Consider the following 23,594-nt stretch of genomic DNA (forward strand, 5'->3'; position numbering starts at 1 on the left):
AAAGCATGAGCCTGATTGCGTCTGACCACTTCCGCATCGTTGTCGGCCTCGGCAAGAGCGGCATGTCCCTGGTGCGTTTCCTCGCCCGCCAGGGCCTGCCGTTCGCTGTGGTCGACACCCGTGCCAACCCGCCGGAGCTCGCCACCTTGCGTGAGCAGTTCCCGCAGGTGGAAGTGCGTTGTGGCGAACTGGACGTGGAGTTCCTTTGCCGCGCCAACGAGCTGCTGGTCAGCCCGGGCCTGGCTATTGCCACCCCGGCGTTGCAGGCCGCCGCTGCGCGTGGCGTGAAACTGTCGGGCGACATTGACCTGTTCGCCCGTTATGCCAAGGCGCCGATCGTCGCAATCACCGGCTCCAACGCCAAGAGCACCGTGACCACTCTGGTCGGTGAAATGGCTGCCGCAGCCGGCAAGAAGGTTGCTGTGGGCGGTAACCTCGGTACGCCAGCGCTGGATCTGCTTAGTGACGAGATTGAGCTGTACGTCATGGAGCTGTCGAGCTTCCAGTTGGAAACCACTGACCAGCTGAATGCCGAGGTGGCGACCTGCCTGAATATCAGCGAAGACCATATGGATCGCTACGCCGATCTGCCGGCTTATCACCTGGCCAAGCACCGCATCTTCCGTGGCGCGCGCCAGGTGGTGGTCAACCGCGATGACGCGTTGTCGCGTCCTCTGGTGGCCGATCAGCTGCCCTGCTGGTATTTCGGGTTGGGCAAGCCGGACTTCAAGCGCTTTGGTCTGCTCGAAGAAAATGGTGAGAAATACCTGGCCTATCAGTTCGACACCTTATTGCCGGTGCGTGAGCTGAAGATCCGTGGCGCGCACAACCAGTCCAACGCCCTGGCGGCGCTGGCGCTGGGTCATGCTGTGGGCCTGCCGATGGACGCCATGCTGGCTACCCTGCGTGAGTTTGCGGGTCTGCCGCATCGCTGCCAGTGGGTCGGTGAGCGCAATGCGGTGAGCTACTACGACGACTCCAAGGCTACCAACGTCGGGGCTGCACTGGCTGCCATCGACGGCCTGGGTGCGGATATCAGCGGCAAGCTGGTGCTGATCGCCGGTGGCGACGGTAAGGGCGCGGATTTCTCGGCGCTTAAAGCACCGGTCAGCAAGTTCTGCCGCGCCGTGGTGCTGCTGGGTCGTGATGCCGAGTTGCTGGCGGATGCGCTGGGTGATGCTGCGCCGCTGATCCGGGTGAAAACCCTGGAAGAGGCCGTGCAGCGTGCTGCCGAGCAGGCTGAGCAGGGCGATGCCGTGCTGCTGTCGCCAGCCTGCGCCAGCCTGGACATGTTCAAGAATTTTGAAGAGCGCGGACGTCTGTTCGCCCAGGCTGTGGAGGGTTTGCACTGATGCTGGCCCGCCTGCTCGCCGCCCCATCGCCGCTGCATACCCGTCGTGGGATCGATATCGATTTCCCGCTGCTGGCGGGTTGCCTGGCGCTGCTGGGTTTGGGTCTGGTGATGATCGCCTCGGCGTCTTCGGAAGTGGCCGCGGCGCAGTCGGGCAATCCGCTCTATCACATGATTCGCCATCTGGTTTATCTCGCCATTGGTACCGGCGCTGCGTTGGCCACTTTGCTGGTGCCGATGGCGCTGTGGCAGCGTTACAGCGGCACGCTGCTGTTGGTCGCCGTTGTGCTGCTGATTCTGGTGCTGCTGCCGGGTATTGGTCGCGAAGTGAACGGGGCCAAGCGCTGGATCGGTTTCGGCATCTTCAACCTGCAGCCGTCCGAACTGGCCAAGCTGTTCAGCGTCATGTTTATCGCGGGCTATCTGGTGCGTCGCCAGGAAGAAGTGCGTGAGAAGCTCACCGGCTTTATCAAGCCGATGCTGGTGCTGGGGCCGATTGCTGCGCTGCTGCTGGCCGAACCGGACTTCGGTGCCACCGTGGTACTGGTCGGTGCGGCCATCGCCATGTTGTTCCTCGGTGGGGTCAACCTGCTGCGCTTTATTCCGCTGGCCAGCGCGGTGCTGGCCCTTGGCGTGCTAGTGATGACCAGCCAGAGCTATCGCCTGGCCCGTCTGACCAACTTTGTCGACCCCTGGGCCGACCAGTACGGCGCCGGTTACCAGTTGAGCCAGGCGCTGATCGCCTTCGGTCGTGGCGAGTGGTTTGGCGTCGGCCTGGGCAACAGCGTGCAGAAGCAGTTCTACCTGCCGGAAGCGCACACCGACTTCGTGTTTGCCGTGCTGGCCGAAGAGCTGGGCATGGTCGGTGCGCTGATCACGGTCGCGCTGTTTGTCTTCGTCAGCGTGCGTGCCCTGTACATCGGACTGTGGGCCGAGAAAGCCAAACAGTTTTTCTCCGCCTATGTGGCCTACGGCCTGGCGTTTCTATGGATTGGCCAGGTGTTGATCAATATCGGGGTGAACGTCGGCCTGCTGCCGACCAAGGGCCTGACCTTGCCATTTCTCAGCTATGGCGGAAGCTCGCTGGTGATCTGCTGCATCAGCCTGGCCTTGTTACTGCGCATCGAGTGGGAGCGCCGTACCCATCTGGGGAGTGCGGAAGTGGACTTCAGTGAAGCCGATTTCTTCGACGGTCAGGCTGTCGAGGGGGTTCGCCATGCGCGGTAATGTGCTGATCATGGCTGGCGGCACCGGCGGGCACGTGTTCCCGGCGTTGGCCTGTGCTCGCGAGTTCAAGGCGCGCGGTTACAGCGTGCACTGGCTGGGTACACCGCGTGGGATCGAGAATGAGCTGGTGCCGGCGGCCGGTCTGCCGCTGCATCTGATTGACGTCACGGGCCTGCGCGGCAAAGGCAAGTTGTCGCTGCTGAAAGCGCCGTTCCAGCTGATCAAGGCACTGTTCCAGGCGCGCAAGGTGATGCGCGAGCTGCAGCCTGTGTGCGTGCTGGGCATGGGCGGCTATGTCACTGGCCCCGGCGGCCTGGCCGCGCGCATGACTGGCGCGCCGCTGATCATCCACGAACAGAACGCCGTGGCCGGCACTGCCAATCGCAGCCTGGTGCCATTTGCCAGCCGCGTCTGCGAAGCCTTCCCGAATACCTTCGGTACCAGCGACAAGCGCCGCACCACCGGCAACCCGGTGCGTGAAGAGCTGTTCCTGGAAACCCCGCGTGATTCGCTGCGCAGTCGCCGCCCGCGTTTGCTGGTGCTGGGCGGCAGTCTGGGGGCCGAACCACTGAACAAGCTGCTGCCCGAAGCCCTGGCACTGGTGGCCGCCGAGCTGCGTCCTGAGGTGTTCCATCAGGCCGGCAAGCAACATGACGCGATCACCACTGAACGCTATGCCGCCGTTGGCGTCGAAGCGACCGTTGCGCCGTTTATCAAGGACATGGCGCGGGCTTACGCCTGGGCTGATCTGGTGGTGTGCCGCTCCGGTGCGCTGACCGTCAGCGAGCTGGCCGCCGCCGGCCTGCCAGCGTTCCTGCTGCCGCTGCCGCACGCGATCGACGACCACCAGACCCGCAATGCCGATTACCTGGCCAGTGCTGGCGCTGCCGTACTGCTGCCACAACGTTCCACTGACGCCGCCACGCTGGCCGCGCAGCTGACCGAGGTTTTGATGCACCCCGAACGCCTGAATGAAATGGGCCAGACCGCACGTCGACTGGCCAAGCCCGATGCAACCTGCACCGTTGTCGATATCTGCCTGGAGGTGGCCCGTGGCTAAGTCTCCCGCCGCTGCACGCTCGGAAATCCGCCGGATGCGCCGCATCCGCCGTATCCACTTCGTCGGCATCGGTGGTGCCGGCATGTGCGGTATCGCCGAAGTGCTGCTCAACCTCGGTTATGAAGTGTCCGGCTCCGACCTCAAGGCTTCGGCCGTGACCGAGCGGCTGGAAAGCTTCGGTGCGCAGATCTTTATCGGTCACCGCGCGGAGAACGCCGAACAGGCCGACGTACTGGTGGTGTCCAGCGCGGTGAATACCAGCAACCCGGAAGTGGCCACTGCTCTGGAGCGTCGTATCCCGGTAGTGCCGCGCGCCGAGATGCTTGCCGAGCTGATGCGTTATCGCCATGGCATTGCCGTGGCCGGCACCCATGGCAAGACCACCACCACCAGCCTGTTGGCCTCGGTATTCGCCGCTGGCGGCCTGGACCCGACGTTCGTGATCGGTGGTCGGCTGAATGCTGCGGGCACCAACGCGCAATTGGGCAGCAGCCGTTACCTGATCGCTGAAGCCGATGAGAGTGACGCCAGCTTCCTGCACCTGCAGCCGATGGTTTCGGTGGTCACCAATATCGACATGGACCACATGAGCACCTATGGCGGTGACTTCAACAAGTTGAAGAAAACCTTCATCGAGTTCCTGCACAACCTGCCGTTCTACGGTCTGGCGGTGCTCTGTGTAGATGACCCGATCGTGCGTGAAATCCTGCCGCAGGTGGCGCGCCCGACCGTGACTTACGGTTTTGATGAGGATGCCGATGTACGTGCAATCAACGTGCGTCAGCAGGGCATGCAGACCTTCTTCACCGTGCTGCGTCGCGACCGCGAGCCGCTGGACGTCTCGGTGAACATGCCGGGCAACCACAACGTCCTGAACGCTCTGGCGACCATTGCCATCGCCAGCGACGAGGGCATCAGCGATGACGCCATCGTCCAGGGCCTGTCGCAGTTCCAGGGTGTCGGGCGGCGCTTCCAGGTTTACGGCGAGCTGCCGGTGGACGGTGGCAGCGTGATGCTGGTCGATGATTACGGTCACCACCCGCGCGAAGTGGCCGCAGTGATCAAGGCTGTGCGCGGCGGCTGGCCGGAGCGCCGCCTGGTGATGGTTTACCAGCCGCACCGTTTCAGCCGTACCCGCGACCTGTACGACGATTTCGTTCAGGTGCTCGGCGATGCCCAGGTGTTGCTGCTGATGGAAGTCTACCCGGCCGGTGAAGCGCCGATTCCGGGGGCGGACAGCCGCAACCTGTGCCACAGCATCCGTCAGCGTGGCCAGCTCGACCCGATCTATATCGAGCGTGGCGTGGACCTCGCGCCCATCGTCAAGCCGCTGCTGCGCGCCGGCGACATTCTTCTCTGCCAAGGTGCCGGCGACATCGGCGGCCTGGCTCCGCAACTGTTGCAAAGCCCGCTGTTCGCGGCGGCTGAAGGTAAGACGAAATGAGTGCTGTCAGCCTGCAATCCCAATTTCCGGTCAGCGCCTTTGGGCGCGTGGCTGTACTGTTCGGCGGCAAGAGCGCTGAACGTGAGGTCTCGCTGAAGTCCGGCAACGCTGTGCTGCAGGCGCTGCTGGCTGCCGGTGTGGATGCATTCGGCATCGACGCTGGCGATGACCTGCTGCAACGCCTGACCGCCGAGAAGATCGACCGCGCCTTTATCGTGCTGCACGGCCGTGGCGGAGAAGACGGCTCGATGCAGGGCTTGCTTGAGTGCGCCGGGATTCCTTATACCGGTAGCGGCATCCTGGCCTCGGCCCTGGCCATGGACAAACTGCGCACCAAACGCGTTTGGCTGAGCCTCGGTCTGCCGACGCCGGCCCACGCGGCTTTGACCTGCGAAGCCGATTGCCATGCGGCGGCTGCCGAGCTTGGTTTCCCGCTGTTCGTCAAACCGGCCCATGAAGGTTCGAGCATCGGCATGGCCAAAGTCAGTGATGTTGATGCGTTGATCGCTGCCTGGAAAGACGCCAGCCGCTATGACTCGCAGGTACTGGTCGAGCAGATGATCGCCGGTCCCGAGTTCACCATCGCCATGCTACGTGGTCAGGTGCTGCCACCGATTGCCCTGGGCACGCCGCACAGCTTCTACGACTACGACGCCAAGTACCTGGCCAATGACACCCAGTACCGCATCCCGTGCGGCCTCTCGGTGGAGAAGGAAGCGGAACTGAAAGACCTCACCGCGCGTGCCTGTGAAGCGGTCGGCACCCAGGGCTGGGCCCGTGCCGACGTGATGCAGGACGCCGATGGCAAGTTCTGGCTGCTGGAAGTCAACACCGTACCGGGCATGACCGACCATAGCCTGGTGCCGATGGCAGCCCGTGCTGCCGGCCTGGATTTTCAACAGTTGGTATTGGCGATCCTGGCCGACAGCCTTGAGGCGAGAGGTTAAGTCATGACGGCTACTTTGCGTCACCAGCCAGGCTCGAACCGCGCACCCGTGCGCGGCAAGCCTGCGCAGCGCGGCGCCAGCCGTTTGGTGGCGAAAGAGCCGATCAACCTGCGGGTGAGCCTGCCGAAGACCAACTTTGCCTGGCTCAAGCGACTGACCTGGCTGCTGCTGCTGCTTGGTCTGGGTTATGGCACCTACGAGTTGTCGTTGCGTGCGCTGCCCTATGCCGATCAGCCGATTGCGCGGATCAGCGTTGAGGGCGACCTCAGCTACGTCAATCAGCAGGCCGTGCAGCAGCGCATTGCGCCCTATGCCAACGCCAGCTTCTTCAAGGTTGACCTGCTCAGCCTGCGCCGCGAGCTGGAATTGATGCCGTGGATCGCCAGCGCCCAGGTGCGCCGCGTGTGGCCGGATCAGTTGGTGGTGCGTTTGGAAGAGCAACTGCCGATTGCCCGTTGGGGTGATGAGGCCCTGCTGAACAATCAGGGCGAGGCGTTTGCCCCGCAGGAAGTCAGCAATTATCAGCACCTGCCGCAGCTGTACGGCCCCCGCCGTGCCCAGCAGCAGGTGATGCAGCAATACCAGGTGCTCAGCCAGATGCTGCGGCCCATGGGCTTTTCCGTGGCGCGCCTGGAGCTGCGTGAACGCGGCAGCTGGTTCCTCTCCACCGGGCAGGGCATCGAGTTGCTGCTGGGACGTGATCATGTGGTGGAAAAAATGCGCCGCTTCTCGGCCATCTACAACAAGGCCTTGAAAGAGCAACAAACGAATATCGCGCGTATCGATCTGCGTTATGCCAACGGCCTGGCCGTGGCCTGGCGCGAGCCGGTAGCGCCCGCAGCGGCAACTACCGCTGTCGTGCAGTGAATCAGGAGAAGACAAGAGCCATGGCAAACGTGCAGAGCGGCAAGATGATCGTCGGCCTCGACATTGGCACCTCCAAGGTGGTGGCGCTGGTGGGCGAGGTGAATGCGGACGGCCAACTGGAAATCGTCGGCATCGGCACTCATCCGTCGCGCGGTTTGAAGAAGGGCGTGGTGGTGAATATCGAATCCACCGTGCAGTCGATTCAACGCGCCGTGGAAGAAGCCCAGCTGATGGCTGGTTGCCGTATCCACTCGGCGTTCGTCGGTGTAGCCGGCAATCACATCCGTAGCCTCAACAGCCACGGCATCGTCGCCATCCGTGATCGTGAAGTCAGCCCAGCCGACCTTGAGCGTGTACTGGATGCCGCCCAGGCCGTGGCCATCCCAGCAGACCAGCGCGTGCTGCATACCCTGCCGCAGGATTACGTGATTGATAACCAGGAAGGCGTGCGTGAGCCTCTGGGTATGTCCGGCGTGCGTCTGGAAGCCAAGGTGCACGTGGTGACCTGCGCGGTGAACGCGGCGCAGAACATCGAGAAGTGCGTGCGTCGCTGCGGCCTGGAGGTCGACGACATCATCCTTGAGCAACTGGCCTCGGCCTATGCGGTGCTGACCGACGACGAGAAAGAGCTGGGCGTGTGCCTGGTGGATATCGGCGGCGGTACTACCGACATCTGCATCTTCACCGAAGGCGCGATCCGCCACACCGCGGTAATCCCGATTGCTGGCGACCAGGTCACCAACGACATCGCCATGGCCCTGCGTACGCCGACCCAATATGCCGAAGAGATCAAGATTCGGTATGCTTGCGCGCTGGCCAAACTGGCCGGCGCCGGCGAAACCATCAAGGTGCCGAGCGTCGGTGATCGTCCGCCGCGCGACCTCTCGCGTCAGTCTCTGGCCGAAGTGGTCGAGCCGCGCTACGACGAGCTGTTCACCCTGATTCAGGCCGAACTGCGCCGCAGCGGCTACGAGGATCTGATTCCGGCCGGGATCGTCCTCACTGGCGGTACAGCAAAGATGGAAGGAGCCGTCGAGCTGGCCGAAGAAATTTTCCATATGCCGGTACGCCTGGGCGTGCCGCAAGGTGTCAAAGGATTGGCCGACGTCGTGCGCAACCCCATCTATTCCACAGGTGTAGGCCTGCTGCTGTACGGACTGCAAAAGCAGGCCGACGGCATCTCCATGTCTGCACTTGGCAGCTATAGCGATGAACCCAAACAACCTGTGCTGGAACGGCTGAAACGCTGGGTCCAGGGCAATTTCTGATTTTGCAGTAGGCGTTACAAAACTAGAAAGTAAAAAGGAGAGGGAAAATGTTTGAACTCGTAGACAGCGCTCCAGCAAGTGCAGTTATCAAGGTGATCGGCGTGGGCGGTGGCGGCGGCAACGCAGTCAACCACATGGCGAAGAACAACATCGAAGGCGTCGAGTTCATCTGCGCCAACACCGATGCTCAGGCTCTGAAAAACATCGGCGCACGTACCGTACTGCAACTGGGTACTGCGGTGACCAAAGGCCTGGGCGCCGGTGCTAATCCTGAAGTCGGCCGTCAGGCGGCCATGGAAGACCGCGAACGTATCGCTGAGGTGCTGGCCGGCACCGACATGGTCTTTATCACCACCGGCATGGGCGGCGGTACCGGTACCGGTGCGGCTCCTGTTATTGCTCAGGTGGCCAAGGAGATGGGCATCCTCACCGTTGCGGTGGTGACCCGTCCGTTCCCGTTCGAAGGCAAGAAGCGCATGACCATTGCCGAAGAAGGTATTCGCGCGCTGTCGGAAAGCGTCGACTCGCTGATCACCATTCCGAACGAAAAACTGCTGACCATTCTCGGCAAAGACGCCAGCCTGCTGTCGGCTTTCGCCAAGGCTGACGACGTGTTGGCCGGTGCCGTGCGCGGTATCTCCGACATCATCAAGCGTCCGGGCATGATCAACGTCGACTTCGCCGACGTGAAAACCGTGATGAGCGAAATGGGCATGGCGATGATGGGCACTGGCTGCGCCAGCGGTCCTAACCGTGCACGTGAAGCCACCGAAGCGGCGATCCGTAACCCGCTGCTGGAAGACGTCAACCTGCAAGGCGCGCGTGGCATTCTGGTGAACATCACCGCCGGTCCTGACCTGTCCCTGGGTGAGTACTCCGACGTGGGTAACATCATCGAGCAGTTCGCTTCCGAGCACGCCACCGTCAAGGTCGGCACCGTGATCGATCCGGACATGCGCGACGAGCTGCACGTGACTGTGGTTGCCACTGGTCTGGGTGCGCGTATCGAGAAGCCGGTCAAGGTTATCGACAATACTGTGCAAGTTTCTGCCAGCGCTGGCAGCAACGCAGCAGCCCCGGCGCGTGCCGAGCAGAGCGTCAATTACAAGGACTACGAGCGTCCGACCGTTCAGCGTCAAAGCCACAGTGGCGCGGCCACTGCAGCGAAACTGAACCCGCAGGATGACCTGGATTACTTGGACATTCCGGCGTTTCTGCGTCGTCAGGCTGATTGATGAAATGTATCAGGAGTATTGGGGTGATTGGTGTTCAGCAAAGGCCGGTTCTGCTATCATCGCCGGCCATTGTTGAAAACAATTCGCAACTAGTGCTATAGCGGCCAAAGCCATGATCAGACAACGCACCCTGAAGAACATTATCCGCGCCACTGGCGTCGGCCTGCATTCCGGGGAGAAGGTATACCTGACCCTGAAGCCGGCACCCGTGGACACCGGTATCGTGTTCCGTCGTACCGACCTTGATCCTGTCGTGGAAATTCCCGCGCGTGCAGGCAATGTCGGTGAAACCACCATGTCGACCACGCTGGTCAATGGTGATGTCAAGGTGGATACGGTAGAGCACCTGCTTTCGGCCATGGCTGGCCTGGGCATCGATAACGCCTACGTCGAGCTCTCCGCGTCCGAAGTACCGATCATGGATGGCAGTGCGGGTCCCTTTGTATTCCTGATTCAATCGGCGGGTCTGCAAGAGCAGGAAGCCCACAAGAAGTTCATCCGCATCCTTCGTGAAGTGACGGTGGAAGAGGGCGACAAGCGCGCCACCTTCGTACCTTTCGAAGGCTTCAAGGTGACCTTCGAGATCGATTTCGATCACCCGGTCTTCCGCAATCGCACCCAGTCGGCCAGCGTTGACTTCTCCAGCACCTCGTTTGTGAAGGAAGTCAGCCGCGCGCGTACCTTCGGTTTTATGCGTGATATCGAGTTCCTGCGTTCACAGAACCTGGCACTCGGCGGCAGCGTGGACAACGCCATCGTGGTGGATGAGTTCAGTGTGTTGAACGAAGACGGCCTGCGGTATGAGGACGAGTTCGTCAAACACAAGATTCTCGATGCCATCGGCGACCTCTACCTGCTGGGTAACAGCCTGATTGGCGAGTTCAAGGGTTTCAAGTCGGGGCATGCGCTGAATAATCGCCTGCTGCGCACCCTGATCGAGCAGCCTGATTCCTGGGAAGTTGTCACCTTTGACGACCCGAATACGGCGCCAATCTCTTACATGCGCCCGGTTGCGGCCGTGTAACGCAACACCCTCCTTCTTTACTTTCAAAGGCCGCCTTCGGGTGGCCTTTTTTTATTTCCTTTATCTGCCTTCGAGCGTTACTGGGCGTCTTTGCGGTGATTGGCCAAGCGCTCAAGTGCAGCGCGCAGCTTGGGGTCGCTGATGCTCTCGGCGGTCGCCTGGATGTTTTCTGCGGCGCTGTCAGAGAGGCTGATTGTGCGACCCGCTGCACGCCTTTCAGCAGTCGGAGGTTGCACCTTGAACAGAATCTTCGTTAAGGTCGCGAACTCTTCGAGTGCCTGCAGTTGTTTCAACAAGCGTTTTTGTTGATAGCGCAGGCGCGTGGCCCAATGGCCGTCGGTGATGATCAGCAGCAGGCAACCCTCGCGCCATGAGGCTACATGGCAGTGTTCGCGAGCTGCCGGTTGCAGCTGGCTTTCCACCAGGTGCTGTAGACGATCAATGCGTTGCGCTTGATTGAACAGCGCCTTCAGGGGTTTCGCTTCGCGCAGTAATGCAGCGGGAGCTTTGGCCGGCAAAGGACGAAAAGTCATGGCAGGACGCCTGAAAAAGTGAAGTCGCCATGGTAGCAGAATCGCTGTTGCCGACTGGCGCTTCACCACTAGGGGAAGGCCGTGCATATCATTCTACTTAGTCGGCACCACGGTGCCGCACGTTCGCTCAGCCTGGACTTGCGCTGGTTGCTACTGGCGTTCGTCGTCTCGCTCGCCGTTGCGCTGGGCGGTGGGGTTGCTGTGGGTGCCTGGTGGGCGCCGGCAACCGTGGCCGTGCATGACGACACGCAGCTCAATCAGGTGCTGGATCAGCAACGTGCCGAAGTCGGCGAGGTGCGGCGCGATGCCCAGCGTCAACTGGATGCCTTCGCGGTACACGTGGCGGAGTTGCAGGCGCGTCTGACCCGCCTGGATGCTTTGGGGGCGCGACTGACCGAGCTGGCGGATCTGGATGCCAGTGAATTCGACTTCTCCCTCAACGTGGGGCAGGGCGGTGCCGAGGATGCGCTGGGCGATGCAGCCTATGCGCCGCCACCATTTATGGATGAGCTGGATCAGCTCAGTCTGCGCCTGGACAGTCGCGAGCAGTTGCTGGAAGTGCTTGAGCAGCTGATCGGTGAGCGTCAGTTGAGCGAGGCTGAGTACCTGTCCGGCATGCCGGTTCGCCAGGGTTATATGTCCTCGCCGTTTGGCCGGCGCGTGCATCCACTGACCGGGCGCAACACTCAGCACAAGGGCGTCGACTTTGCTGCCAAGCCCGGTAGTGATGTGGTCGCGGTTGCGGCGGGCGTAGTGAGTTATTCCGGTAACAGGTCGGGCTATGGGCATACCGTGGAAATCAGCCATGCCGACGGCTACACCACGCTGTATGCGCACAATCAGAGCAATCTGGTGCAGATCGGTGATCTGGTGCAGCGCGGTCAGACCATCGCTCGAGTTGGCCGCAGTGGTCGGGCCAGTGGCTACCACGTGCATTTTGAGGTGAGCAAAGATGGCCGTCTGGTCAATCCGGCCAGCTATATCGCCCGCGTGGGCGGCGACGAATAACGTAGCTTTCCTCATTCGCGTTTCCGGGTAGAATGCCCGCTTCGCACGCAGCCATGAACGGCTGCATGGGTGGCTGTTCGGCCACCCTCAATCCATACGCCTGGAAGATCCTGTCGATATGTTTGCGCCTTTGTTGAAGAAACTCTTTGGAAGCAAGAACGAGCGTGAAGTCAAACGCATGCTCAAGGCGGTGCAGGCCGTCAATGCCTTCGAGGAGCAGATGCTTGCTTTGTCAGATGAGCAATTGCGTGCCAAAACGGCAGAGTTCAAAGCCCGTCTGGGCAAAGGCGAAACCCTTGATCAACTGCTGACAGAAGCCTTCGCCGTAGCCCGTGAAGCAGGCAAGCGGGTGATGGGCATGCGTCACTTCGATGTGCAGCTGATCGGTGGCATGACCTTGCACGAAGGCAAGATCGCCGAGATGCGTACCGGTGAGGGTAAGACCCTGGTAGCAACCTTGGCGGTGTACCTCAACGCGCTGTCCGGCAAGGGCGTGCACGTGGTCACGGTCAACGACTACCTGGCCCGCCGTGACGCCAACTGGATGCGTCCGCTGTATGAGTTTCTGGGCCTGAGTGTCGGCATTGTTACGCCGTTTATGCCGCCGGAAGAGAAGCGCGCCGCCTACGCGGCCGATATCACCTATGGCACCAACAACGAATTCGGCTTCGATTACCTACGCGATAACATGGCCTTCAGCCTGGAAGAAAAATTCCAGCGCGAACTGAATTTCGCCGTAATCGACGAAGTTGACTCCATTCTGATCGACGAAGCGCGCACCCCGCTGATCATCTCCGGCCAGGCCGAAGACAGCTCGCGCCTCTACACCGAGATCAACAGACTCATTCCGCGCCTCAAGCTGCATGTTGAGGAAGAAGAGGGTGTGGTCACTCAGGAAGGCCACTACAAGGTCGACGAGAAGGCGCGCCAGGTCGAGCTGAACGAAGCCGGTCACCAGTACGTTGAGGAAATGCTTACCGAAGTCGGCCTGCTGGCCGAAGGTGAAAGTCTCTACTCGGCGCACAACCTGGGCCTGCTGACCCACGTCTACTCGGGCCTGCGCGCGCACAAGCTGTTCCACCGCAACGTCGAATACATCGTGCAGAACAATCAGGTGCTGCTGATCGACGAGCATACCGGCCGGACCATGCCAGGTCGTCGTTTGTCCGAGGGGCTGCACCAGGCCATCGAAGCCAAAGAAGGTCTGCCGATCCAGGCCGAGAGCCAGACCCTGGCCTCGACCACCTTCCAGAACTACTTCCGCCTCTACACCAAACTGTCCGGCATGACCGGTACAGCGGATACCGAAGCGTTCGAGTTCCATCAGATTTACGGCTTGGCGGTGATCGTGATCCCGACCAACCGTGCCCTGGCGCGCAAGGACTTCAACGACCTGGTCTACCTGACCGCGGACGAGAAGTACGCCGCCATCGTCACCGACATCAAGGAAAGCATGGCCCTGGGGCGTCCGGTGCTGGTCGGTACGGCCACCATCGAAACCTCCGAGCACATGTCCAAACTGCTCAATCAGGAAGGCATCGAGCACAAAGTGCTCAACGCCAAGTTCCATGAGAAGGAAGCCGAGATCATTGCCCAGGCCGGTCGCCCGGGTGCGCTGACCATCGCCACCAACATGGCCGGTCGTGGTACCGACATCCTGCTGGGTGGTAACTGGGAGGTCGAAGTGGCCAACCTGGAAGACGCCACGCCTGAGCAGATCGCGCAGATCAAGGCCGACTGGCAGAAGCGTCATCAGCAGGTGATTGAAGCCGGCGGTCTGCATGTGATTGCCTCCGAACGCCATGAATCGCGCCGCATCGACAACCAGCTGCGTGGCCGTGCGGGCCGTCAGGGTGACCCAGGTTCCAGCCGTTTCTATCTGTCGCTGGAAGACAACCTGATGCGCATCTTCGCCTCCGATCGGGTGAAGAACTTCATGAAGGCCCTGGGCATGCAGTCCGGGGAAGCCATCGAACACCGCATGGTCAGCAACGCCATCGAAAAAGCCCAGCGCAAGGTTGAGGGGCGTAACTTCGACATGCGTAAGCAGTTGCTGGAATTCGACGACGTGGCCAACGAGCAGCGCAAGGTGATCTACCACATGCGCAACACGCTGCTGGCGGCCGACAACATTGGCGAAACCATCGCCGAGTTCCGTCAGGAAGTGCTGGATAACACCATCAACGAGCACATCGCACCGCAGTCGCTGCCCGAGCAGTGGGATATCGCCGGCCTGGAAGATGCGCTGTACAGCGGCTTCAACCTGCGTCTGCCGATTCAGCAGTGGCTCGACGAAGATGACAAGCTGTACGAGGAAACCTTGCGCGCGCGCATCCTCGACGAGCTGGTCAAGGCGTACAACGAGAAGGAAAACGAAGCCAGCGCCGAAGCCCTGCGCACCTTCGAGAAGCAGATTCTGCTGCGTGTGCTGGATGACCTGTGGAAAGACCACCTGTCGACCATGGATCACCTGCGTCACGGTATCCACCTGCGCGGCTATGCGCAGAAGAACCCCAAGCAGGAATACAAGCGCGAGTCCTTCACCCTGTTCCAGGAGTTGCTGGAGTCGATCAAGCGCGACACCATCCGCGTGCTGTCGCATGTGCAGGTGCGTCGTGAAGATCCGGCCGAGGAAGAGGCCCGGCTGCGTCGTGAAGCTGAAGCTCTGGCCGAGCGTATGCAGTTCCAGCATGCCGAGGCTTCGGCCTTGCAGGTGGAAGCCAGCGAGGAAGAAGGGGACCTGGCGGTGGCTACCGCCCCCGTACGCACCGAGCCGAAGATCGGCCGTAACGAGCCGTGCCCTTGCGGTTCCGGCAAGAAGTACAAGCACTGCCACGGTCAGGTCAACTGAGCCTGCCGTGTACCGAGGGTTGAGCCGACAGTGACGTTGGCTATGCTTGACCCCGCTTGATTAACGCCGCGAACGGTTTGACCGTTCGCGGCGTTTTACCATCGCATTCTGATGTATCACCCCACCTTAAGGAGCGTTCGCTATGGCTGTTGGTCTTGGCCCGTTGTCTACCCTGCACCCGGTTCCAGGTTTCGAGTTGGGCATCGCTTCGGCGGGCATCAAGCGTCCGGGGCGCAAGGATGTGGTGGTGATGCGCTGCGCTGAAGGCTCCACCGTAGCCGGGGTGTTCACCCTCAATGCGTTCTGCGCCGCACCGGTGATTCTGGCCAAGAAGCGCGTGCAGGGCAGTGTGCGTTACCTGCTGACCAACACCGGTAATGCCAACGCCGGCACCGGTGAGCCAGGCCTTGCCAATGCCACGCGTATCTGTGCGGCGCTGGCCAAACTGACCGGTGTGGATGAGGGCGCCGTGCTGCCGTTCTCCACTGGGGTGATCGGCGAGCCGCTGCCGGTCGAGAAAATCGAAGGCGCGCTGCAGGCGGCACTCGATGATCTGGACGAAAACCACTGGGCTGAAGCCGCCACCGGCATCATGACCACCGACACTCTGCCCAAGGGTGCCAGCCGCCAGTTCCAGCATGAGGGTGTGACTGTCACCGTGACCGGCATCAGCAAAGGTGCAGGGATGATCCGACCGAACATGGCGACCATGCTCGGCTACATCGCCACCGATGCCAAGGTGGCCCGCAGCGTGCTGCAGGATCTGGTGCGCGATGCGGCGAACAAGTCGTTCAATCGCATCACCATCGATGGCGATACCTCGACCAACGATTGCTGCATGCTGATTGCCACCGGCCAGGCCAAATTGCCGGAAATCAGTGAAGCCAGCGGTGAACTGTTCGCCAAGCTCAAGCAGGCGGTGCTGGAGGTGTTTATGGACGTGGCGCAGGCCATCGTGCGTGACGGCGAAGGCGCAACCAAGTTCGTGACTGTGCAGGTCGACGGTGGTGGTACGCATCAGGAGTGCCTGGATGTGGCCTATGCCGTGGCCCATTCGCCGCTGATCAAAACCGCGTTGTTCGCCTCCGATCCCAACTGGGGGCGCATCCTCGCCGCCGTTGGTTACGCTGGCGTGGCGCAGCTGGACGTGAGCAAGATTGATGTGTTCCTCGGCGAGGTATGTATCGCCAGCAAAGGCTGCCGTGCGGCCAGCTACACCGAAGAGCAGGGTGCTGCGGTGATGGCCCGTGAAGAAATCACCATCCGCATCGAACTCGGTCGTGGCGCGTGCAGCGAGACCATCTGGACCACCGACCTGTCCCACGAGTACGTGAAGATCAACGCCGAATACCGCACCTGATCCGCCACGCCCCGGCTGTCTGATCGCCGGCATTCCCGTTGTTCATGCCCCCATGCACAACGGGAATTTGCTATTGAGGAAGTCGCCTTTTAAGGTCATGCGACCTTCTCGCAGCGAGCGCAGCCCATGTCTCTTACTCTGCTTATCGGTGACAAAACCTATTCGTCCTGGTCATTGCGTGCGGCACTGGCGCTGGAGTTGACCGGCGCGGCCTACACCGAACAGCTAATCACCCTGAACCGGCCTGACACCCGCGCGCGGATTCTGCAGCACTCGCCGACCGGCAAGGTGCCGCTGCTGATCTGTGATGACGGGGCGATCTGGGACTCCCTGGCGATTGCCGAGTACCTGGCCGAATGTTTCCCCGCTGCTCAACTGTGGCCAGCAGCGCCGGATGCACGCGCGTTGGCGCGCAGTGCCTGCGCCGAGATGCACAGTGGCTTTGTCGCGTTGCGCAGCCACCTGCCGATGGACCTCAAACGTAACCAGGCGCTAAGCGAAATACCGGCTGATGCCGTGGCCGATATCCAGCGTATCTGCGCGCTGTGGGCCGAGTGCCGACAGCGCTTTGGAAAGGCAGGCGCCTTTCTGTTTGGCCAGCCAACCCTGGCCGATGCGTTTTTTGCCCCGGTGGCCGCGCGTCTGCGCAGTTACCAGGTGGCGCTGCCTGCTGAGGCAGCCGCCTATGTCGAGACCATCTATCAATGGCCGGCGTTTCAGCGCTGGTATCAAGCCGCCCAGGAGGAACATCTGGCGTGAAACGTATTCATGTAGCCGCTGCGGTAATTCGTGGCGTAGACGGACAGATCCTGCTCGCCAAACGGCCTGATGATAAACATCAGGGCGGCCTCTGGGAGTTTCCCGGTGGCAAGGTCGAGAACGGGGAGACGGTGCAGTCAGCCCTGGCCCGCGAACTGGACGAGGAACTGGGTATCCGCCCGACTGCTGCGCGACCGCTGATTCAGGTGCGCCACGATTATCCGGACAAGCAGGTGCTGCTGGACGTCTGGGAAGTCTCTGCGTTTACCGGTGAGCCGCATGGTGCCGAGGGGCAGCCGCTGGCCTGGGTCAGCCCTCGGCAATTGGGCGACTATGAGTTTCCGGCGGCCAATCGACCGATTGTCGCGGCAGCGCGTTTGCCCGAGCGCTATCTGATTACCCCTGAGGGGCTAAGCGGGCCTGAGTTGCTGCAGGGTATCCAGACTGCACTGAAAGGCGGCATCCGCCTGCTGCAACTGCGCGCTCCGGCGATGTTTGATGCGCAGTACCGTGATCTGGCTGTAGATGCCCTGGGTTTGTGCGCCGGCAAGGCGCAGCTGATGCTCAAAGGGCCGTTGGAGTGGCTGGGCGACTTTCCTGCAGCCGGCTGGCACCTGACGGCGCAGCAGTTGCGCGAATTGAGCGCGGCAGGGCGACCGTTTCCGCAACAGCGCTGGCTGGCGGCGTCCTGTCACTCGGCCCAGGAGCTGGAGCTGGCTACGCAAATGGGCGTGGACTTCATCACCCTGTCGCCGGTGCAAGCCACGCAGACCCACCCCGATGCGCAGCCGCTGGGCTGGGCGCAGGTAGCCGAGTTGTTGCAGGGCTTCAACCAGCCGGCTTATCTGCTCGGCGGCGTGACCCCGGGCGATGTCGAGCGCGCCTGGCAGGCGGGGGCTCAGGGCGTGGCGGGGATTCGCGCGTTCTGGCCAGAGTAGCGGCCGGCGCAGGGTAAAAGGCGTTATAGTCGCGCCCTGAAATGGTGCGTGATAGGTGGGCGGTTGACGGTGCAAGGCATCAAAGCGTGGTTGAAGGGTTTCTGGCCGGCGCCCGTGGCGGTCAGCCTGAGTGAGCGGGTGCTCAGTTGTGTGGGGGCGGTGCTCGGGCTGCTGTTCAGTGGTTGGCTCTGCCATGAGGTGTTGGGCAGTGACAGCCCCTGGCTGATTGCCCCGATGGGCGCTTCGGCGGTGTTGCTGTTCGCTGCGCCAGCCAGTCCACTGGCGCAGCCCTGGTCGATTCTCGGTGGCAATCTGATCTCTGCCCTGGTCGGCGTTACCTGCGCGACCTGGCTCGGTCACCACGCCTGGGTCGCGGCCTTGGCTGGTGGGCTGGCGATTGCCGCGATGTTCGCCCTGCGCTGCCTGCACCCGCCAGGTGGTGCGGTGGCACTGACGGCAGTGCTGGCTGGGCCGGAAGTGGCGCAGCTGGGTTATTACTTTGCCCTGTACCCCGTGGGGCTGAACTCCATCGGCCTGTTGTTGATCGCGCTGCTATTCAATAATGCTCTGCGTCGCCAATACCCGCATCGCCCGCTCGAGCATGGCAACGTGCACAAGACCGCTGATCCGATTCCCCGTGATCGTCTGGGCTTCACTCCGGCGGATCTGGATGCGGTGCTCAAGGCGCGCGGCGAGTGGCTCGATATTTCCCGTGAAGACCTGGAAGAGATCCTCCTGCAAACCGAAGCGCAGGCTTATCAGCGGCGCTTTGGCGAAGTTCGCTGTGGCGACATCATGTCCCGCGATGTGCAGACCCTGATGGAGCACACCAGCCTTGCCGAGGCGCGTGTGCGTCTGCATGAGCATCGGCTCAGTGCCATGCCGGTGCTCAACCCGCAGGGCAAACTGCAGGGCATGCTCAGCCTGCACGACTTGCTGCTGGCCGGTGGCGATATGCAGGTGGTCAGCCAGTGTATGCAGCGCCAGGCGCCGACCTGTCGCGCCGACTGGCCGGTGACCTATCTGTTGCAGATGCTCACGGATAGCGACGTGCATCGGCTACCCGTCGTCGATGATCAGCACCAGTTGCTGGGTATCGTCAGCCAATCCGACCTGCTGGCAGCGCTGTTTCGCATGTCCCTGCAGAACCCTGCGTCGGGCGCGGGTTAAGCGCGGGCCTGGGGTATCCTGTGTTTTTCCGCGGCCTGTTTGTTGAGTGTATTTATGTCTGTCGATGCCCGTTCCCCGTCGAATATGCGCCCCAGCACTCTGCATTTGCCGCGCGGTAACTGGGCTACGGTGTTCGAGTGCCTGTGCGCGCATTTTCCGGCGATTACCGCGCAGGTCTGGCAGGAACGGATTGCCCGTGGCCGGGTGCTGGACGCGCAGGGTCAGCCGTTCGATATGGCCTCGGCTTACCGTGAAGGGCTCAAGGTGCATTACTTTCGTGAGGTGCCGGTGGAGACGCCGATTCCTTTCGAAGAAACCGTGCTGCATGTCGATGAACACTTGCTGGTGGCGGATAAACCGCATTTTCTGCCGGTGATGCCCGCCGGCGAATACGTCGAGCAGACGTTACAGGCGCGCCTGGCCAAGCGCCTGGGCAATGCCGACCTGGTGCCGCTGCACCGGATTGATCGGCACACCGCCGGCCTGGTGCTGTTTTCCACCAACCGCGCCAGTCGGGGCCAATACCAGGCGCTGTTTCGCCTGCGGCAGATGGACAAGTGCTACGAAGCGTTGGCAGCGGCCCTGCCAGAACTGGACTTTCCGTTGCTGCGGGCGACGCGCCTGGAGGGCGCCGAGCCGTTCTTTCGCATGCAGGAAGTGGCCGGTGAGGCCAATACGCACACCCGTATCGAAGTCGCCCAGCGCCTGGGCGAGCACTGGTTGTACCGGCTGTATCCGGTGACCGGGAAAAAGCATCAGCTGCGCGTGCACCTGGCTGCGCTGGGCGCGCCGATCCTCAATGATCCGTTCTATCCCGAGGTCACGGACGCGCCTGATGCACCGGACGACTACAGCAAGCCGCTCAAGTTACTGGCTCGGGGGCTGAGCTTTATCGATCCGCTAAGCGGTCAGCCGCGTAGCTTCGCAAGCCAGCTCAGTCTGCTCTAGCTTTGCGGTTCTTTGGCCGCTGCTTGCCAGAGCACTTCAGCTATCCCTTGGCGCTTGGCGATCAGTCGTGCGGCGACAAACAGCAGGTCGGACAGGCGGTTGACGTAGGCCAGGCCGACGCCGCGAATTGGCTCAACCGCATTCAGGTGCTGACAGCGGCGCTCGGCACTGCGCGCCAGGCTGCGGCACACGTGAGCCTGAGCGATCAGGTGTGAACCGCCGGGCAGAATGAAATTCTCCAGCGGGCCGACTTCTTCGTTCCAGCGATCAATGGCCGCTTCCAGGCGCTCGATTTCCGGTGCCTGCAGGGCTTGATAGTCCGGCATCGCCAGCTCGCCACCAAGGTCGAACAGGCGGTGCTGGCAAGGTGCGAGCACCTCGATGATTTCACTCAGCCCCGGACACTTGGCCTGCTGCTCGGCCAGTTCGGCCAGTAGCAGGCCGATGTGGCTGTTGAGGGTGTCCACTTCGCCCATGGCATCCACCCGTGGGTGGTCCTTGGTCACGCGGCGGCCATCGGCCAGGCCGGTTTCGCCGGCGTCGCCGGTGCGGGTGTAAATTTTCGAGAGGCGATAACCCATATTCAGAGACCTGTGTCGGTGTGGCTGGTGGCGAGTGGCAGGCGCAGGGTGAAACAGGTGCCCTGGCCGGGCTTGGACTGCACTTCCATCTGCCCTTTGTGGTTGTTGGTGATGATGAAGTAGGACACCGACAGGCCGAGCCCGGTGCCCTGGCCGACCTCCTTGGTGGTGAAGAACGGCTCGAAGATGCGCTTGCGCACCCGTTCGGACATGCCCACACCGTTGTCTTCCACCTGGATTTCCGCCCAGGGTGGCGCCAGGCGTAGGCGCAGGGTGATCTGCCCGGGTTGGCGATTGTCGCTGCGTTGGTGAATGGCCTGGGCGGCATTCTTCAACAGGTTGAGCAGCACCTGCTCCAGCTCGTTGGCGGTGGCCGGCACGGTGGGCAGGTTGTCGGTAAAGTCGCGCTGAATGTTCAGGCTCTTGAAGTCGAAGCTGTCGGTCAGGTCGAAGTCGTTGCTGGCAATTTCCACCGCCTGATCGATCAGCGCCGGCAGGTTGCAGGGGGCCAGTTGACGGTCACTGCGTCGGCTGAAATTGAGCATGTGGCTGACGATTTTCGCCGCACGGTTGCCGGCCTGCTGGATGCCGTCGAGCAGGCGCGGAATTTCCCGGGCATTGAGGTAGCGGTTGATGGCTTCCAGGCAGATGCCAGCCTGTTCGGCTTGCTCGCGGTTCTTGTCCAGCTCGGTCGACAGGCGCCGACGAATGTTCTGCACGTTGTGCAGGATGGCCCCCAGCGGGTTGTTGATCTCATGCGCCATGCCGGCGGCCAGGCCACCGACCGAGAGCATTTTTTCCGACTGCACCATCATCTCTTCCAGATTCAGGCGCTGGGTGATGTCGTCGATACGGATCACCACGCCGCGTCCGCTGCCGCCGCTCAATGGGTAGAAGGTCAGGGCAAAGTGACGGGGCTGTTCATTGCTACCCCAGGTGACCCGCTCGATCTTCTCCACCTGATGCTGTTCAACGGTGCGCTTGAGTTGTGGCAGGAACGGCTTGAGTGGCTCGAAGGCGAGAAAGATCGGCTGGTTCAGCGCTTCGTCCAGGCGCGTGCCGGAGAGGCTGCTGGCTTCCTGGTTCCACTGTGTGACGTATAGCTGTTCATCGAGGGCTATCAGCGCTGAGGGCATGGAGTCGATGATGCTGTTGAGGTAGTTCTGAAAACCGGTGAGCTTTTTCTCGATCTTGCTGCGCACCTGCACTTCCAGTTCCAGCTTGCGGTTGGAGTGACGGGTTTCCTCGGCCAGGTGCTGGGCCTGGTCGAAGGCCTCCTGTGCGTCGTCGCGGGCGCGCTTGAGTTGCTGCTCACGGGCCTCAATGCGGATCAGCATGGTGTTGAAGGCATCGGCCAGGCTGCCGATCTCGTCGGCGTTGCCGCGGCGGGCGCGCAAGGCGTAGTTCTCTTCACGGGTGACCTGGCGCGAGAGTTCTTCCAGGCGGCGGATCGGGCGGGTGATCAGACGCCGCACCTGGCGCGAGACGATCAGCCAGAGCAGTACGCTGAGGGCGAGAATCACCCCGCTGGCCGTCAGGGTGCCGGTGTAGAACACGCCTGGCAGCTCGCTGGAGGCCACCAGCAGCAGGTGCCCCGGTTGGCCCGTGGTCTGCGGCAACTCGACCAACTGGTTGATGCGAAACTCATGATGGCGCCAGGACTCCACCTCTTCGATACGCTGCGGCAGGCGCAGCTTGTCGCCGCGTTGCAGCTGCGCCAGGCTTTGCCCATTGCCGTCGTAGATCACTGCGGCGCGCAGAGGGGCGTAGTCATCCAGGCGTTTGAGCAGGGCCTCTGCCGCTGTCGGTGAGCTGAGGGCCTGTTTGCTCAGGGGCGGGCTGGCTATCAGCCGGCCGAGGGTGTGCAGGGCTTGCGGGGCGACGCTTTCCTGGGAGATCCAGTAGGCGGCGCTGATAAAGGCCAGGTTGGCCACCAGCAGTACGGTGGCCAGCAGGGCCAGCAGGGCGACCAGCAGTTTGCGGCCAACCGGGAGGTTCTCAAGACGCTGACGCAGGGGCATGGTGGGGCGGGTCTGGTGGTGAACGTTGCAGGCAGGTTAGGGGCTGTTGCGGTGTGCGTGCAAGCGAGGAAGTCTCAACCAGCTTCAGTGGATGGGTAAGGCACGACTGCTGAGATGGGCCAGCAGTTGCGTGTGCAGGGCGTACAGGTGCGGCAGGTGCAGTTGATGACGTTGTGCGGCCTGACAGGCATAACCCAGCAGGTAGGCGATTTCCGTACGACGGCCCTGGCGGACATCCTGGTGCATGGAGGAGTAGTTCAGGGCGGTGGCCTGGATCACCCGCAGCACATCGTCATGCAGGCCTTCGGCGGCGTGGCTGTGGCCGCAGTGTTGCAGCAGTTCGACCAGTTCGCTGCTCAGGCAGGCAAGCTGCGCGGGGTGCTCGCGCAATTCGCCATTGCGGCAGTCGTGCAACACCGTCAGTGGGTTGATCGCACAGTTCAACGCCAGTTTGCGCCACAGCCGGCTGAGGATATCCAGGCTCCAGTCGTGGGCGATGCCGGCCTTGTGCAGGTCTTCCAGCCAGGCCGGCGGTTGTATGTTCTGTGGGTCGCCGAGCCAGGTATGGCCGTGGCCGGCAAACACCACCTGAAAGTCGGCCTGGCGAAAGGCGCCTTCGGTGCTGGAGGCGAAGATGCAACGTGCCTGGGGCGCAGCACGGGCGACTTCGTCCTGACTGCCCAGGCCATTCTGCAGCAGCAGAATGTCGGCGCCAGGCGCCAGGCGATGGGCCAGCTGCGCCACGGCGGGCGCCGCGTCATAGGCTTTGCAGGCCAACAGCAGGCGCTGGATTGGTTGTGTATCCGCCACGGTCTGGGCAGCAATCGGGTAGCGCTGTGTCTGGCCTTGCTCGATCAAGGTCAGGCCGCCAGCCTGCTGGTAGCTGTGCAGGCGCGCCGAGTCGCGTAGAAGCAGTTGTACCGGCACGCCGGCGCGCGCCAGGCGCGTTGCCCATAGAGTGCCGAGGCTGCCGGCGCCAAGGATATGCCACATGTTGGGTGC

General features: G+C 62.1%; 20 protein-coding genes. 16 read left to right on the plus strand and 4 right to left on the minus strand.

The features are described 5' to 3' along the window. Nucleotides 1-5 precede the first annotated feature (5 nt). The 9 genes from murD (at nt 6) to lpxC (ending at nt 10,423) form a co-directional block, all read left to right on the plus strand. Nucleotides 6-1,352, plus strand: a complete 1,347-nt coding sequence (murD, locus tag ACOCLD_RS06735; protein WP_422911311.1) for a UDP-N-acetylmuramoyl-L-alanine--D-glutamate ligase — start codon at nt 6-8, stop codon at nt 1,350-1,352. After that, on the plus strand, nt 1,352-2,578 hold the full coding sequence (gene ftsW, locus ACOCLD_RS06740; protein WP_422911312.1) for a putative lipid II flippase FtsW: 1,227 nt from the start codon (nt 1,352-1,354) through the stop codon (nt 2,576-2,578). The genes murD and ftsW overlap by 1 nt, the downstream gene beginning before the upstream one ends. Then, a complete protein-coding gene (gene murG / locus ACOCLD_RS06745; protein WP_422911313.1) occupies nt 2,568-3,638 on the plus strand; it encodes an undecaprenyldiphospho-muramoylpentapeptide beta-N-acetylglucosaminyltransferase in 1,071 nt (356 codons plus the stop codon). Before ftsW ends, murG begins: the two co-directional genes overlap by 11 nt. A gap of 34 nt (nt 3,639-3,672) precedes the next feature. Next, the gene (gene murC / locus ACOCLD_RS06750; RefSeq protein WP_422911773.1) at nt 3,673-5,082 is read left to right on the plus strand and encodes a UDP-N-acetylmuramate--L-alanine ligase; all 1,410 of its coding nucleotides are present in this window, start codon (nt 3,673-3,675) and stop codon (nt 5,080-5,082) included. After that, nucleotides 5,079-6,029 (plus strand): D-alanine--D-alanine ligase, encoded by a 951-nt coding sequence (locus ACOCLD_RS06755; protein ID WP_422911314.1) that lies wholly within the window; start codon nt 5,079-5,081, stop codon nt 6,027-6,029. The genes murC and ACOCLD_RS06755 overlap by 4 nt, the downstream gene beginning before the upstream one ends. 3 nt (nt 6,030-6,032) lie before the next feature. Next, on the plus strand, nt 6,033-6,896 hold the full coding sequence (locus ACOCLD_RS06760; protein ID WP_422911315.1) for a cell division protein FtsQ/DivIB: 864 nt from the start codon (nt 6,033-6,035) through the stop codon (nt 6,894-6,896). Nucleotides 6,897-6,916: 20 nt separating this feature from the next. Further along, nucleotides 6,917-8,164, plus strand: coding sequence for a cell division protein FtsA (gene ftsA / locus ACOCLD_RS06765; protein ID WP_090251236.1), 1,248 nt, complete (start codon nt 6,917-6,919; stop codon nt 8,162-8,164). A 47-nt stretch (nt 8,165-8,211) separates the two neighbouring features. Next, nucleotides 8,212-9,399: a cell division protein FtsZ gene (gene ftsZ, locus ACOCLD_RS06770; protein ID WP_422911316.1), complete on the plus strand. Its 1,188-nt coding sequence runs from the start codon at nt 8,212-8,214 to the stop codon at nt 9,397-9,399. 112 nt (nt 9,400-9,511) lie between these two features. Next, entirely contained in the window at nt 9,512-10,423 is a 912-nt protein-coding gene (gene lpxC, locus ACOCLD_RS06775) for a UDP-3-O-acyl-N-acetylglucosamine deacetylase (protein WP_392540767.1), read from the plus strand. Nucleotides 10,424-10,500: 77 nt separating this feature from the next. On the opposite strand, the gene ACOCLD_RS06780 is transcribed toward lpxC, so the two are convergent. After that, entirely contained in the window at nt 10,501-10,956 is a 456-nt protein-coding gene (locus ACOCLD_RS06780; protein ID WP_422911317.1) for a DUF721 domain-containing protein, read from the minus strand. A gap of 81 nt (nt 10,957-11,037) precedes the next feature. Between ACOCLD_RS06780 and ACOCLD_RS06785 the strand changes: the two genes are divergently transcribed. From ACOCLD_RS06785 to ACOCLD_RS06815, 7 genes are all read left to right on the plus strand, one after another. Continuing rightward, the gene (locus ACOCLD_RS06785) at nt 11,038-11,964 is read left to right on the plus strand and encodes a M23 family metallopeptidase (RefSeq protein ID WP_422911318.1); all 927 of its coding nucleotides are present in this window, start codon (nt 11,038-11,040) and stop codon (nt 11,962-11,964) included. 118 nt (nt 11,965-12,082) lie between these two features. Further along, complete coding sequence (secA, locus tag ACOCLD_RS06790; RefSeq protein WP_422911319.1) at nt 12,083-14,815, plus strand: preprotein translocase subunit SecA; 2,733 nt, start codon at nt 12,083-12,085, stop codon at nt 14,813-14,815. Nucleotides 14,816-14,957: 142 nt separating this feature from the next. Continuing rightward, entirely contained in the window at nt 14,958-16,175 is a 1,218-nt protein-coding gene (gene argJ / locus ACOCLD_RS06795; protein ID WP_422911320.1) for a bifunctional glutamate N-acetyltransferase/amino-acid acetyltransferase ArgJ, read from the plus strand. 126 nt (nt 16,176-16,301) lie between these two features. Continuing rightward, entirely contained in the window at nt 16,302-16,934 is a 633-nt protein-coding gene (locus ACOCLD_RS06800; protein ID WP_422911321.1) for a glutathione S-transferase family protein, read from the plus strand. Beyond that, nucleotides 16,931-17,872 (plus strand): Nudix family hydrolase, encoded by a 942-nt coding sequence (locus ACOCLD_RS06805; protein ID WP_422911322.1) that lies wholly within the window; start codon nt 16,931-16,933, stop codon nt 17,870-17,872. Before ACOCLD_RS06800 ends, ACOCLD_RS06805 begins: the two co-directional genes overlap by 4 nt. 69 nt (nt 17,873-17,941) lie before the next feature. Beyond that, nucleotides 17,942-19,042, plus strand: a complete 1,101-nt coding sequence (locus ACOCLD_RS06810; RefSeq protein WP_422911323.1) for an HPP family protein — start codon at nt 17,942-17,944, stop codon at nt 19,040-19,042. Between the two features lie 54 nt (nt 19,043-19,096). Beyond that, nucleotides 19,097-19,990, plus strand: a complete 894-nt coding sequence (locus ACOCLD_RS06815; RefSeq protein ID WP_422911324.1) for an RluA family pseudouridine synthase — start codon at nt 19,097-19,099, stop codon at nt 19,988-19,990. On the opposite strand, the gene ACOCLD_RS06820 is transcribed toward ACOCLD_RS06815, so the two are convergent. The 3 genes from ACOCLD_RS06820 to ACOCLD_RS06830 form a co-directional block, all read right to left on the minus strand. Beyond that, nucleotides 19,987-20,571 (minus strand): cob(I)yrinic acid a,c-diamide adenosyltransferase, encoded by a 585-nt coding sequence (locus ACOCLD_RS06820; protein WP_392540758.1) that lies wholly within the window; start codon nt 20,569-20,571, stop codon nt 19,987-19,989. The two genes, ACOCLD_RS06815 and ACOCLD_RS06820, sit on opposite strands and share 4 nt — an antisense overlap. Nucleotides 20,572-20,573: 2 nt before the next feature. After that, nucleotides 20,574-22,592, minus strand: a complete 2,019-nt coding sequence (locus ACOCLD_RS06825) for a sensor histidine kinase (RefSeq protein WP_422911325.1) — start codon at nt 22,590-22,592, stop codon at nt 20,574-20,576. A gap of 84 nt (nt 22,593-22,676) precedes the next feature. Then, nucleotides 22,677-23,585: a putative 2-dehydropantoate 2-reductase gene (locus ACOCLD_RS06830; protein WP_422911326.1), complete on the minus strand. Its 909-nt coding sequence runs from the start codon at nt 23,583-23,585 to the stop codon at nt 22,677-22,679. Nucleotides 23,586-23,594 lie beyond the last annotated feature (9 nt).

The organism is Pseudomonas cimarronensis (assembly GCF_049331905.1).
GTDB lineage: Bacteria > Pseudomonadota > Gammaproteobacteria > Pseudomonadales > Pseudomonadaceae > Aquipseudomonas.